The sequence below is a fragment of the Acidimicrobiales bacterium genome (genome assembly GCA_030747595.1).
In the GTDB taxonomy this organism is placed as follows: domain Bacteria; phylum Actinomycetota; class Acidimicrobiia; order Acidimicrobiales; family MedAcidi-G1; genus UBA9410.
The window spans coordinates 60,186-72,759 of record JASLKK010000008.1; the positions used below are offsets into that span (position 1 = coordinate 60,186).

General features: G+C 65.6%; 14 protein-coding genes and 1 pseudogene. 6 read left to right on the top strand and 9 right to left on the bottom strand.

The genetic code is table 11. From position 1 onward, the window contains the following. Positions 1-22: 22 nt before the first annotated feature. From QF777_07780 to QF777_07820, 9 genes and pseudogenes are all read right to left on the bottom strand, one after another. Entirely contained in the window at positions 23-226 is a 204-nt protein-coding gene (locus QF777_07780) for a hypothetical protein (GenBank protein ID MDP6911452.1), read from the bottom strand. Positions 227-230: 4 nt separating this feature from the next. Continuing rightward, complete coding sequence (gene dnaB / locus QF777_07785) at positions 231-1,718, bottom strand: replicative DNA helicase (protein MDP6911453.1); 1,488 nt, start codon at positions 1,716-1,718, stop codon at positions 231-233. Between the two features lie 297 nt (positions 1,719-2,015). Beyond that, positions 2,016-2,462 carry a 50S ribosomal protein L9 gene (rplI, locus tag QF777_07790; protein ID MDP6911454.1) on the bottom strand — a complete coding sequence of 149 codons (447 nt, stop codon included), beginning with the start codon at positions 2,460-2,462 and terminating at the stop codon, positions 2,016-2,018. Positions 2,463-2,671: 209 nt separating this feature from the next. After that, positions 2,672-2,926 (bottom strand): annotated as a pseudogene (rpsR, locus tag QF777_07795) (30S ribosomal protein S18). Continuing rightward, a complete protein-coding gene (gene ssb / locus QF777_07800; GenBank protein ID MDP6911455.1) occupies positions 2,926-3,357 on the bottom strand; it encodes a single-stranded DNA-binding protein in 432 nt (143 codons plus the stop codon). Before ssb ends, rpsR begins: the two are co-directional and overlap by 1 nt. 16 nt (positions 3,358-3,373) lie before the next feature. Beyond that, on the bottom strand, positions 3,374-3,730 hold the full coding sequence (gene rpsF, locus QF777_07805) for a 30S ribosomal protein S6 (GenBank protein ID MDP6911456.1): 357 nt from the start codon (positions 3,728-3,730) through the stop codon (positions 3,374-3,376). 279 nt (positions 3,731-4,009) lie between these two features. After that, entirely contained in the window at positions 4,010-4,423 is a 414-nt protein-coding gene (locus tag QF777_07810) for a DUF5318 family protein (GenBank protein ID MDP6911457.1), read from the bottom strand. A 60-nt stretch (positions 4,424-4,483) separates the two neighbouring features. Next, positions 4,484-5,767, bottom strand: coding sequence for a CCA tRNA nucleotidyltransferase (locus QF777_07815; GenBank protein ID MDP6911458.1), 1,284 nt, complete (start codon positions 5,765-5,767; stop codon positions 4,484-4,486). Positions 5,768-5,770: 3 nt separating this feature from the next. After that, positions 5,771-6,796 (bottom strand): histone deacetylase, encoded by a 1,026-nt coding sequence (locus QF777_07820; protein ID MDP6911459.1) that lies wholly within the window; start codon positions 6,794-6,796, stop codon positions 5,771-5,773. 185 nt (positions 6,797-6,981) lie between these two features. Between QF777_07820 and QF777_07825 the strand changes: the two genes are divergently transcribed. From QF777_07825 to trxA, 6 genes are all read left to right on the top strand, one after another. Further along, on the top strand, positions 6,982-7,752 hold the full coding sequence (locus tag QF777_07825; protein ID MDP6911460.1) for a GNAT family N-acetyltransferase: 771 nt from the start codon (positions 6,982-6,984) through the stop codon (positions 7,750-7,752). Positions 7,753-7,841: 89 nt separating this feature from the next. After that, positions 7,842-9,812 (top strand): DUF6049 family protein, encoded by a 1,971-nt coding sequence (locus QF777_07830; GenBank protein MDP6911461.1) that lies wholly within the window; start codon positions 7,842-7,844, stop codon positions 9,810-9,812. Beyond that, a complete protein-coding gene (locus QF777_07835; protein ID MDP6911462.1) occupies positions 9,809-10,645 on the top strand; it encodes a DegV family protein in 837 nt (278 codons plus the stop codon). The genes QF777_07830 and QF777_07835 overlap by 4 nt, the downstream gene beginning before the upstream one ends. A gap of 93 nt (positions 10,646-10,738) precedes the next feature. Then, a complete protein-coding gene (locus QF777_07840) occupies positions 10,739-11,071 on the top strand; it encodes a hypothetical protein (protein ID MDP6911463.1) in 333 nt (110 codons plus the stop codon). Positions 11,072-11,158: 87 nt separating this feature from the next. After that, on the top strand, positions 11,159-12,100 hold the full coding sequence (gene trxB, locus QF777_07845; protein MDP6911464.1) for a thioredoxin-disulfide reductase: 942 nt from the start codon (positions 11,159-11,161) through the stop codon (positions 12,098-12,100). A gap of 117 nt (positions 12,101-12,217) precedes the next feature. Then, positions 12,218-12,544, top strand: a complete 327-nt coding sequence (gene trxA, locus QF777_07850) for a thioredoxin (GenBank protein ID MDP6911465.1) — start codon at positions 12,218-12,220, stop codon at positions 12,542-12,544. The last annotated feature ends 30 nt before the right edge of the window (positions 12,545-12,574 follow it).

The window sequence follows — 12,574 nt, forward strand, 5'->3', positions numbered from 1 at the left end:
CGTTGGCAACCGTCACGGTGGTTCAGCCAGCGAGCGTGGCCACGGCCCATAGGGCGGCGGCCGTACCCAGGACGATGTAGAGCAGGCTGCGCCACAACGGCGCCCGCTCCAAGTCGCCCTCTTCACGTCCGGCTGGTGGCCGGATTAGAGCCATGGCGTTACCGACGGCCATTGCCGCGCCGAGGGCCAACAGCAGCCAGCTCAACAGATTTTCGCCCAGGAACACGCTATTACCCGGCTCGGGACATGTTGGCAAAGCGCGTGTACCTGGGAAGCCATGCCAGCCGGACCGTGCCGGTCGGGCCGTTGCGGTGCTTGGCAACGATGACCTCGGACAGTCCCACATCGGCCGTGTCCGGGTTGTACATCTCATCGCGGTACAGGAAGATCACCACGTCGGCGTCCTGTTCGATCGAACCCGACTCACGCAGGTCAGCCAGCATCGGGCGCTTGTCCTGGCGGGCTTCGAGACCACGGGAGAGCTGGGATAACCCGATCACCGGGCACTGCAACTCACGGGCCAGGATCTTGAGTCCACGGCTGATCTCGGCAACCTCTACCTGGCGACTCTCCGCTGACGAGCGACCGGTCATCAGCTGGATGTAGTCCACGATCACCACACCCAGATTGCCGACCCGGCTCTTGAGACGCCTCGCCTTGGCCCGGATCTCCATCACAGAGATATTGGGGTTGTCGTCGATCCAGATATGCGCGTCGCCCAGCTTTCCGGTGGCGCGGTTGATCTTCGTCCAGTCCTCGGCAGAAAGCTGTCCGTTGCGGATGTTCGTCGCGTCGACCCGGGCTTCCGAGCAGAGAATCCGCTGGCTGAGCTCCAACTGACTCATCTCGAGCGAGAACACCACGGCCGGAAGCGCCTTGCGGATACCGACGTGAGCGGCAATACCCAGGGCGAACGAGGTCTTGCCCATGGCCGGCCGCGCCCCGACAATGGTCAACGTCTCGTCCTGGAGGCCGGACAACAGCCGATCCAGATCGTCATAGCCGCTGGGCGTTCCGGTGATCTCCTCACCCCGCTCGTACAGGTCCTCCAACCGATCAAGGTTGGCGCTCAGGACGTCACGCATCTGGGCCATCGAGTCAGTGACCCGACCCTGCCCCACCTGGAAGACGAGGTTCTCCGCTTCGTCCACGGCCTTGACCACGTCGTCGGGGCGGCCGTAGCCGATTTCCGCGATCTCGTTGGCTGCTCCGATTAGTCCACGAAGGGTGGCGTGCTCCTGGATGATGCGGGCGTACTTGGATGCACTTGAGGTGGCCGGGGTCGAAGCCTGGAGTTCTAGGAGGAGTCCCGTCCCGCCCATCTGTTCGAGCAGTCCCGATCGGGTGAGGGCTTCGGCCACCGTGACCGAGTCGGCTGGTTCTCCTGAGGAATAGAGACCACAGATGGCCTCGAAGACATGCGAGTGGGACGGCTTGTAGAAGTGCTCAGCAGCCACTACCTCGAGTGCATCGGCAATGGCGTCGCGCGAGAGGAGCATGGCCCCCAAGAGGGAAGCCTCGGCATCGAGGTTGTGTGGTGGAACACGCGAGGCCAACGATCCGCTGGCTCGACGATTCTGGGACTGGTCTCCAGATCGCGATCCACTCCAGGATCCCGCCGAGGAGGGCTCCCAGCGCGGTGGCTCGTCGTACTCCGGGGGTTCGATGGGCGGCGGCTCACCGAGGGCCGGCGGCGGTTCGAGGGTAGGCGACGCCACGAGGGGATCGGACTGTAGATCAGTCGCATCCGGCGACTGGTCCGGCGCTTCTTCCGGGCGTTCCGAGGGCTCCGGAATTTCAGACGACGGAGCGTTCACGCCACGCTGCCGATCGCCACCCCACCCATGGGGACAAGCATGCACGCGATGCCCTGTGGGGAACCAGAAGGAAAAGCACCGAACTTCTCCCCATCGCGCCGTAACTCACCGGGGAAAACCCGGGCCTTTCTGTGGACGACCGTCTGGCCGGTCCGAGCCTTCTCCCCGGACCGGCCGACGTTCGTCATAACCGGGGGATCAGACCTCGGCCTGCACCTCGACGGTGACCGGAACGGCCACGTCGCTATAGAGGGCAACGGTGAACTCATACGAGCCCACCTCCTTGATTACCTCACCGGCGAGCTGCCGCCGATCGACTTCGAGCCCGACCTGCGCGGTCAGAGCCTCAGCCACCTCGACAGTGCCAACCGAACCGAACAAACGGCCCTCATCAGAGGCCTTGGCGGTCACCTGAACCACCACGCCGGCGATCCGAGCGGCAGTTGCCTCAGCCTCGGCCCGGTCTGACGCTGCCTTGAGCGCACGCTTGCGCCGCATGGACTCGGCCTGCGCGGTCACACCGGCCACGGCCTCAATGGCCAGGCCCTTGGGCACCAGGTAGTTGCGTGCATAGCCGCGAGCCACGTCGACAATGTCGCCGGTCCGGCCCAGACCATCCACGTCGGAACGCAGGAGAACCTTCACGACTGGGTCTCCTCGTCTACCGCCGACGCGGCCTCGACCGCATCGTCGAGCGTCTCGACGGCAACCACCTCGTCAATCGCCTCAACGGTCTCGTCGGTACCGGCCTCGTCATCCGAGCCGGGCGGCGGACCTGACGGACGCGGCGGCGGACCATCGGCCCGGGCACCCCGGTCGTCATTACGACGCTCACGACGCTGGGTCGTGACGCGGTTGGCATAGGGAATCAGTGCCATCTCACGGGCGTTCTTGACCGCCCGGGCGACCTCACGCTGCTGCTGCTCGGTGTTGCCGGTGATCCGACGTGCCTTGAGCTTTGACCGCTCCGATACGAACTTCTTGAGAAGCTCGGTGTCTTTGTAATCGACGTACTCGATCTTGCCGATGACGAGTGCGCTGATCTTCTTCTTGCCCCGCCTGCCCGCATCGCGGGGCTTGGATCGGCGGGGAGGGGTACGACGTGCCATCAGAAAGGCTCCTCATCGGTCGGATGGGTGGGAGCGGTCTGGCCACCACCACCGGTCGGGGCGCCGGATCCACCGTCGCCGCGGAACTCGGTTCTGGTCACCTCGGCAGTCGCCCACCGGAGGCTAGGGGCCACCTCATCGGCTACCAGTTCCACCTTCGAGCGACGCTCTCCCTCCTGGGATTCCCAGGAGCGCTGATCGAGTCGCCCGTAGATGACGACGCGCATGCCCTTGGTGATGGACTCGGCCACGTTCTCAGCCAGGTCACGCCAGCAGGCGACGTCGAAGAAGGAGACGCTGTCCTCCCCGGTCTTGGACTTCATATTCCAGGCCACGCCGAAGTTGCACACGGGGGCGCCGCTCGGAGTGAACCGGAGTTCGGGATCACGGGTCACATTGCCCACGATGGTCACAGTGTTGTCGAATGCCATTTGTTCTCTCCGGTGCTCAACCGGCCTCAGCCGGCTCCGCCTCACCCAAGAGGCCGCGTCGTGCGACCTCCGCATCGGGCAGGCGAATGATCTTGTGACGGACCACTTCACTGCGGTCCGCGAGTCTGAGGATGCGATCCGTGGAGTCCAGGTTGCCCGCATCGGTCACCACGTCGAGGACGACGTAGACGCCCTCCCACTTGTGGTTGATCCGGTAGGCAAATCGCCGACGGCCCCAGGGTTCGGAATCCTTGAGGGACGCGATGCGTCCACCCTCAGATTCGATGTTTGCGGTGACCTTCGAAAGGCTGGCCTCCAAGGCTTCAGCCTCGAGGTCTCCGTCGAAGATGATCATGAGTTCGTATACCCGCATGGCGGGGACTCACCTCCTCTGGTCTCGGACATCGCCCACGGCGTGCCCGGGGCCCCACGGTGGGGCAGGGGTAACGGGTTGTCAGAGCCTCCGTGGACACCAGTTGACCGGCATCCACAAGGGCGAGAGCAGGTTACCGGCCTTCGGTTCGCATCCACGCAGACATCATGGCAGGGGCCTGTGACAGGGCTTCTGGCGCGGGCTTCTAGACAGGGTCCGGCCGCGTCGTGGTGAGTGACGGGTTTCACGCAGCCGCTGCTGCCAGAAAACCGAGGGGGCTCAGCCGCGGCCCAAGGAAGTGACCCGCACCAGATGATTCCACCCACAGGCCGCACAGACCTCGACCACGTACCCGGTGAGGTGGGCCTTCCGGGCATCCAACCGTTCCAACTCGCCCGGGGTGGAGATACACCGCCCGAAGGCCGGCAGCCGGGGCCCGAAAACGTAGGTCACGTGCGCCACCTCATAGTCCTCGCACACCGGACAGATCTCCGAGGTGGGCGTGCCGCACTCCACGGCGTTGCGGCGGAGCATGGGCTGGGCATCACACAACACGTCTCGTCCCAACGAACCACGTCGCCAACCGTTCAAGGTCGTCTGGCGAGCCAGGCGGTAGTCGACGTCGGCTGGGCGTCGTCCGGGGAGCAGGCCCTCTCTGACCTGTCTCGCCTCGCCGGTTCGCCGACCTGTCACATCGTCACCCTAGGACACCCGTTCGACGGGCTTCCCTCGAAAGGCTGTCCAAACCAATGATCAGTCACCGCCAGTCCCCCAGTGGGCAAGCAGACGGCGTCGGATCTCGGCGTCGTCGAGGCGTCCCTCGGTGAGCCTAAGTTCGCCCAGCCAGGCCATTACCTCGCCCACTCCGGGGCCTGCCTCCAGATTCAACAGCCTCATCACCGTGGCCCCGTCCATGCCTGGTCCGAGATCGTCGAGTTCACCCAAGCCCCGAAGCCGGGCCACCGCGCGGCCCAACGTCGGGCCATCGGATCCCAACCCGACGAGAGCGGCGAAGGTCAGCACCTCGTCCAGCTGGTCTCCGACACGTGCTACCAATCGACGGATCTCTTCATCCGACGGTGACCCATCAGGTGGCGATTCGGCCAACATCTCGACACCATCCAGCAGGGTTCCGATACGGCCAGCCTCGCGCCCCGATAGTCGGAACGCCGCACTGCACCTCCTAAGGGACTCCCGCCCCTCAGCACCGTGGATGAGAAGGCCGAGGCGGAGCACCGCGTCCCCAGGATCCGCCGCAGCCACCCGACGCTCGAGCACTTCACGAACTGACGGCGTCAGTGCCGCCAACTCCGGCAGCAGGACGGGCAGCAGGCCCATGTCGTCCAACAGGGCGAACCCGGCCGTCGGATCCTCGACCTGCAACAACCGGAACAGTTCGTCGCGGATGCGCTCGCCCGCCACTATCTCCATTCGATCCACCAAGGCCCGAGCGGCGTCCACCAGACCATCGGCAGGCGTCAACCCATACCGGGACAAGAACCTGGCAGCCCGCAACATTCGCAGCGGGTCATCGGAAAACGACTCCACCGGATCCAACGGAGTCCGTAGGGTCCGGGTCTCCAGGTCGGCGCGACCACCGAACGGATCGTGCAACATTCCGTCAGCTACGTCGACAGCCATTGCGTTGACCGTGAAATCCCGACGAGCCAGGTCCTCGAACAGCTCGCTGGAGAATCGCACCACCGGCTTACGGGAGTCGCTCAAGTAGGCCTCAGCTCGATGGGTGGTGATCTCCATGGTGACGTCGCCCACCCGCAGTCCGACCGTGCCGAACCGCTCGCCCTGCAACCACACTGCATCAGCCACTTCGGCCACCAGTTCCCGGATCCGGTCAGGGGTGGCGTCAGTGGTCAGGTCGTGATCGGGCGTCCGGTCATCGCGCAGGAGCCGGTCACGGACCAGTCCGCCGACTAGATAGAGACCGTGCCCGGCCGCGTGGAATGGCCCGGCCACTGGCGCCACTGCAGCGCGGATGTCGTCAAACGTCCCATCAGGAATGGCGGAGAGCCCGTCCACCGTTCAATCCTCCAAGCCGTGGCGTCGAACCAGATCCACCACGAGGGAATCGACCTCGCCCACTACACCGCCGCGCCCTCGACCTGTGGCCTGTTCGGGCCGATAATCCATGCCGACGACGGCCGCCACGGTGGCCCCGGCCGAATCGGCGAGTGCACCAAGGTCGTACCCGCCTTCCAGGAACAACACCACCCGGCCCGTCGGGACCAGCCCCACCAGTTCGACGACCAGGTCTGCGTAGTCGGCCGAGGTCAGACCCATGTCCGTCAGCGGATCGGCCCGGTGGGCGTCGAAGCCTGCAGAGACGAGCAGCCAATCAGGAGCAAAACGCTCAACGGCGGGAACCACCACCGACCCCATGACGTGGCGGTAGTCATCGCCGGCCGCGCCAGGGGGAAGGGGAACGTTGATCGTGGTGCCGACTCCCGCACCTGTACCGACCTCGTCGGCCGCGCCGGTACCCGGATACAGCGGCCACTGGTGGCACGACACGAACAGCACCTGGTCATCACCGTAGAAGACGTCCTGGGTGCCGTTGCCGTGGTGGGCGTCCACGTCGACTATGGCCACCCGTTGACCGACTCCTACCAGAGCGGAGGCGGCCACCGCCACGTTGTTGAGAAGACAGAACCCCATGGACCGGTCGGGCGTGGCGTGATGCCCTGGAGGTCGTACCGCACAGAAGGCCAGGTCGGCGTGACCGGCACGAAGCCCATCAACCGCCACCAGGCCCGCGCCGGCCGCTAGTCGGGCTGCCATCCAGGAATTCGGGCCCATGACCGTGTCGGGATCGCACCGGCCACCACCCTCGGCATCGATCCCAGCCAGCTTCTCGAGGTACGCCGGCGGATGGACGCCCATCAGGTCCGCATCATCGGCCAGGCGCGGCGCACGACGGATGACCGCCTCATCAACGCCTGCGGCGTCCAGCCCCTCCCACACGGCCGTCAGGCGAGCAGGCTGCTCTGGGTGACGGGATCCCGCCCGGTGGTCCAGAAACCGCTCGTCGGTCACCAGGAGGAGCGACATCTAGCGAGCGTAACCTCCGTGCCCCCGGAGGTTCCGACCCCTCTGGCCAGTCGGGCAAGTCATACCCTGTCGGAATCGACGTCCGGACCGAACGAACCTCCGTCGACGAACCCTTCCCCTCGGGTCGCGTCGCCCAGCCGCCTGTCGGGCTGCCGGGTTCCGGTGTTCCCTGTATCGAACGGTTCATGACCAGCGGCGGCACGGTCATCCGTCTGAGTCCATGGCGTGGCAACACCCGGACCACCCAGGTAGTGGCCGTGGACGGGCCACCACCACGTCCCGACGACGTGTCCGACCTCATCGAGTACCTCGGCTCCCGGGGCGTCCGGGAGATCATGACCACTGCGCTGGGACCGATCGACCAACAATCGTTCACAGCACGTGGGTTCGACCCTCAGGAACACCTCCTACTCATGGGTCGACCTGTCGACCCGACGAACCCATCCTCCCGCTGGACATCACGCTGGACTGGACGTACCCCCAGTCGTCCCCGTACCCGACCCGCCCGTCGACGGGACCAGGACGCCGTACTAGAACTGGATGACCGAGCATTCGCCCCGTTCTCGCCCTTCTGGCGATTCGACAGGGCCGCCCTCGACGAGGTGGGGCAGGCCACCGAATCTCATCGTCGACGCGTGATCAGACAGCGGGCCAACCGACGGACGGGTTCCACGGTGATCGGTCACGCCATCACCGGACGAACGACCACCATCGGATTCCTCCAGCGTCTGGCCGTCGATCCGGCGGCCGAGGGCCGAGGCGTCGGCTCGGCCCTGGTCGTCGACGCACTTTGCTGGCTACGCCAGACGGGGGCCCATGAGGTCTGGGTGAACACCCAGCCCGACAACGACCGCGCCCGTGCCCTCTACCTCCGCCACGGATTCACCGAACGGGAGGGGGGCCTCGACGTCCTCCACAGGGTGATCGACGACCCGGCCGGAGATCTGGTCAGATGAACCGGCAACGAATAACCACGGCCGTCTCGGCCAACCCCACGAGGTGGTTCGGACAGCCCCTCCAGCCGACCAGTCGGCAGAAGGTCCTGATGCAGGTCCTTATGACCGTCCTGCTCGCAGCCCTGCTGGTATCTGCATCCGCGGGGGCGACGGCCGAACAGGCGCGAGCCGACGGTGACTCGGCCAGCCTCGGTCTCATTGCACAGTCGCCATGGATCGACGACGATGGCGATCTGGCCCTCCAGTTGAGGATCACCGGAGATGCCACCGGCTCCCACCTCCGCCTTGGACTCCACCACCCAGTGGATCGTCGTGGTCTCCTGGCCCTCCGGGACGACCCGGTGCTCGGAGTCCCGGAGTCCACCCTCACCATCGACGTCTCCGACGTCATCAACTCGGCCGGCGTGGCCTCACTCACCCTGCCAGTCGGTCCTGACGGGATCCTTCGCTCGCGACCCGGCGAAGTCTCCCCATTAACCGTCGAGCTGGTGGCCGCCAACGGCCACCTATTGGACCGACTGGTTACCCCGGTGGTCCATCTCCCGATCGTGCCCGCTGGCGAAGCGGCCGCCCAACGACCACTCCTTGTCGGGATCTCGCTGGACATCGACGGACCGCCACCGCTTCGCCCCGACGGGCGGGTCGAACTGGACGAGGCAACGGTGCGATACCTCGGCGCGGTGGCCAACGCCGTTCTCGACCATCCCGGCGCACCGGTGGACGTGCGTCTGCCGCCAGCCACCATGGCCGGTCTGGCCCACTCTGATGACCTGGCCCACGCCCGCCTCTTGGCCCAACTAGCGGCAGCCGTGCAGTCTGGTGGCCTCCACCTCCGGTCATCGCCGTTCGTGACCGCCGATCCAGAAGCATGGCGACAAGCTGGACGCTCCGACGTCCACCGGGATCTGCTCGACCACGGCGACCAGGTCCTGACCGAACACCTCGGCGCCGCCCCCGACCGATCAGTCGCCGTACTCGAACCCACCGCGGTTCCCTCCACCCTCGATCTTTTGAACCGACTGGGAACCGTCCACCACGTCGTCTCCGCTGATCACCTTGACCCCCGTCCGATCACCGCGTCACACGGCTCCACCCATCCCGCCCGACTCCTTGATGCGGCCGGGGTCGCCCACCCGGCGCTGGTATCTGATCCCGATCTGGCCCGACACCTGGTCGACCCCCGGGGATCGGTATCCGCTGCCCAGCAACTGGTGGCCGACCTAGCTCTGCTGGCCTGGTCGGACCCCACGGTGACCCGAACGGCCATCATTACCGTGCCCGACGGCCTGACCATCGACGCCCTAACTCTGGGTCTGGTCCTCGGAGTTCTGAGGGATGCGCCCTTCCTCCATCTGCAGTCGCTCCCAGACTTGTTCGAGGCGTCGTTGACCGCCGATGCAGCGGCCGCCATCAATTACGAGCTCTGGCCGGACCCCGTCATATCGGTCTCCCGGCGGGCCACCGACCGGAGTCTCGCCGAGACCACGGTGGCGGCCTACACCGCCATGTTGGGTGGCCCCCACCCCGACGCCGCGGCTCTCAATGACCTTCTAGAGGTCACCGCGGCTGCCGAACTCGACGGAGATGCGATGGGCGCATACCTGTCGGCCGTGTACGCCACGGTGTCCGGTGTCCTCGACGCGTTCACCACCCCATCGGACCAGAGCGTCCGACTCACGGCACGCCGAGCCGACCTGCCGTTCACCATTCACAACGGCCTGAACACCGACGCACGGGTGGTGCTTGTCCTCCAGAGCGACGGTCGTATCGACTTCCCCGACGGTGACGTCATCGAGGCCGTGCTGGTCCCCGGTCGTAACCGGATCGCCGTGCCCGTCCGGGCCAGGACGTCAGGTGACGCCCGACTCCAGGTCACCGTCCGATCCCCCGACGATGCCCGACTCCTCCAGCTCCGGTCGACACAACTCATGGTGCGTACCACCAGCCTCCCGGGCGTCGGTGTGGCGTTGTTCGTTGGTGCACTCGCCGTCCTGGCCATCTGGTGGGTTCGCTCAGCCCGACTACGCTCGACGCGCACCAGACTTGGAGAGAGCCCATGACCGTCCGCATCGTCACCGACAGCGCCTGCGACCTCACCGAGGCCGAGATCGAAGCCCACGGCATCGACCTGGTCCCGCTGAGCATCCGATTCGGCGAAGACGTCCAACTGGACCGCGAAGAGTTGTCCGTCGACGACTTCTACCGCCGCATGGCGTCGTCCGATGAGCTTCCCCAGACCGCTGCACCGTCCCCCGGGGCATTCGCCGCAGTATTCCAACGTCGCCTCGACGAGGGTGCCGACGCCATCGTGTGCATCAACCTCTCCAGTGGGATGTCGGCCACCATGGAGTCCTCGGAACTAGGCGCCCGCGAGGTAGACGGCGACGTTCGCATCGTGGACAGCCGATCGGTCACCGCCGGACAGGGCGTCATGGTCCTCGCGGCCGCCATCGCAGCTGCCAGTGGCGCGTCAGCAGACGAGATAGTGGCCCTCGCGGAAGACATCCGGGACCGCACACGGGTGTTCGCCGCTATCGACACCTTGGAAAATCTCAAGAAGGGTGGTCGAATCGGCAACGCTCAGGCCCTGCTGGGGAGCATGCTCTCCATCAAGCCCCTCATCGACGTGAGTTCCGGCATCGTCGAGGAGGCCGGCCGCCAACGCACCCGGAAGAAGTCCTTGGCGTGGTTGCGGGACCGGGTAGCCGACCATGTCGACGAGATCGAGACCCTGTCCGTCATGCATGCCCAGGCTGACGACGTGGACGATCTAGTGACCATGCTGTCCGACCTGGTGGATCCCTCGATCATCCGGGTGGGAGTGATCGGACCGGTGGTGGCCAGTCACGGAGGCCCCGGCGTGGTCGGTCTCTGCTTCACACTCCGTCCCTGATCGACCTGTTCCCGCCCCATTCCCCTGTTCCGGACTGGTCATCTGCAGTCAGCTCCGGCGGCGGCCCAGAAGGTGATCGGTAGGCTCGACGCCATGATGACGCCGGTTGACCCCCACCCCACGGAGGACCCCACCCCTGGGACCCCCGTTCGGGGCGATTGGGCCTCGTCGCTCGTCGACCGGTTCGTCGAGGTGGTCGACCAGGTTCGAAACGTCACCACACGGCCGATCATCACCCTCGCTCGTGCCCTGGTGTTTGGACTCGTCATGGTGTGTTGTGCCGTCGCTGCAACCGTCCTAGCCGGCATCGGCCTGTTCCGCCTCCTTGACGTCGTCCTTCCCGGTGAAAGCTGGTCAGCCCATCTCGTCCTAGGTGCCACCTGCTGCGCACTCGGCGGACTCCTTTGGTCCCGCCGAAGTCCCTGATCCCAAATCTCTCTCCCTTCTGGAGTACCCGTGTCTGAACCCGTATCTGGACCCATATCTGGACAGGTCCCATCCCACCGCGAGGTCGTGATCATCGGATCCGGGCCCGCTGGCCTGACCGCGGCCATTTACGCAGCCAGAGCCGACCTTGCTCCCCTGGTCATCGAAGGCGAACCTTCGTCGAACAGCGACCAACCCGGTGGTCAGTTGATGCTCACTACCGAGGTCGAGAACTTTCCCGGCTTCCCAGAAGGGGTGATGGGCCCCCAACTCATGGGCGACATGCGGGCCCAAGCCGCCCGGTTCGGTGCCGAGATCGTGACGGCCAAGGTTTCCCGGGTCGACTTTGCCGAACGGCCGTTCCGAATCTGGATCGGTGATCCCGACGCTGATGAACCCACTCACACCGCCGATGCCGTCATCGTCTCGACCGGAGCCCGGTCGGTCATGCTGGGGCTGGAGGCCGAGCAGCGGCTGATCGGACATGGGCTCTCCACGTGTGCCACCTGTGACGGCTTCTTCTTCCGTGATCAGGAAATCGCCGTTGTCGGTGGCGGGGACTCCGCGCTGGAAGAAGCCGGATTCCTCACCAAGTTCGCCTCCAAGGTGACGCTGGTCCATCGTCGCGACGAACTACGGGCGTCAAAGATCATGCAGCAGCGAGCCCTAGACAATCCCAAAATCGAGTTTTCCTGGAACTCCACGGTCGACGACGTCCTTGGAGAGTCCAAGGTCGAGGGCCTGGCCCTACGGGACACGGTGACCGACGAGAAGCGCGTGCTACCGGTGACCGGTGTGTTCATTGCCATTGGCCACCGCCCCAATACCGACCTGTTCAACGGGATTCTGGATATGGACGAGGCGGGCTACCTGGTGACCGGGGCGGACCGTTCGACCACCAACGTGGATGGCGTGTTCGCCTGTGGTGACGTCCAGGACCACACCTACCGGCAGGCCATCACCGCTGCAGCCTCGGGATGCATGGCCGCCATCGATGCCGAGCGTTGGCTGGAGAGCCGAACCGACTGATCACCCCTCGACGGCCTACGCTCCTCGAGAAACCTCTCCTTGACCGTCATCGATCGACGACCTATGGCAGAGGCAACGACCAACTTGTCCTCCGGGACCCGAGGGAAGCGAGACCCCATGGCCGGCGCCATCACCAACCTGTCAGAAACCACGTTCGACGAGGCGATTGGCTCCGCCACCGAACCGGTGCTGGTCGACTTCTGGGCTGAGTGGTGCGGCCCATGCAAGACGATCGCCCCCATCCTGGAGGAGATCGCCACCGAACAGAGCAACTCGATCCGGATCGCCAAGGTAAACGTCGACGAAGCACCGGATCTGGCTCGACGCTTCGAGGTGATGAGTATCCCGACGCTGATCCTGTTCGCTGATGGTCAGCCGACCACTCGGATCGTGGGAGCCAAGGGCAAGCCACAACTGCTCGAGGAACTGGCCCCCCACCTCTAGGTCTCGACTCGGCGCACAGACCACCGGCTG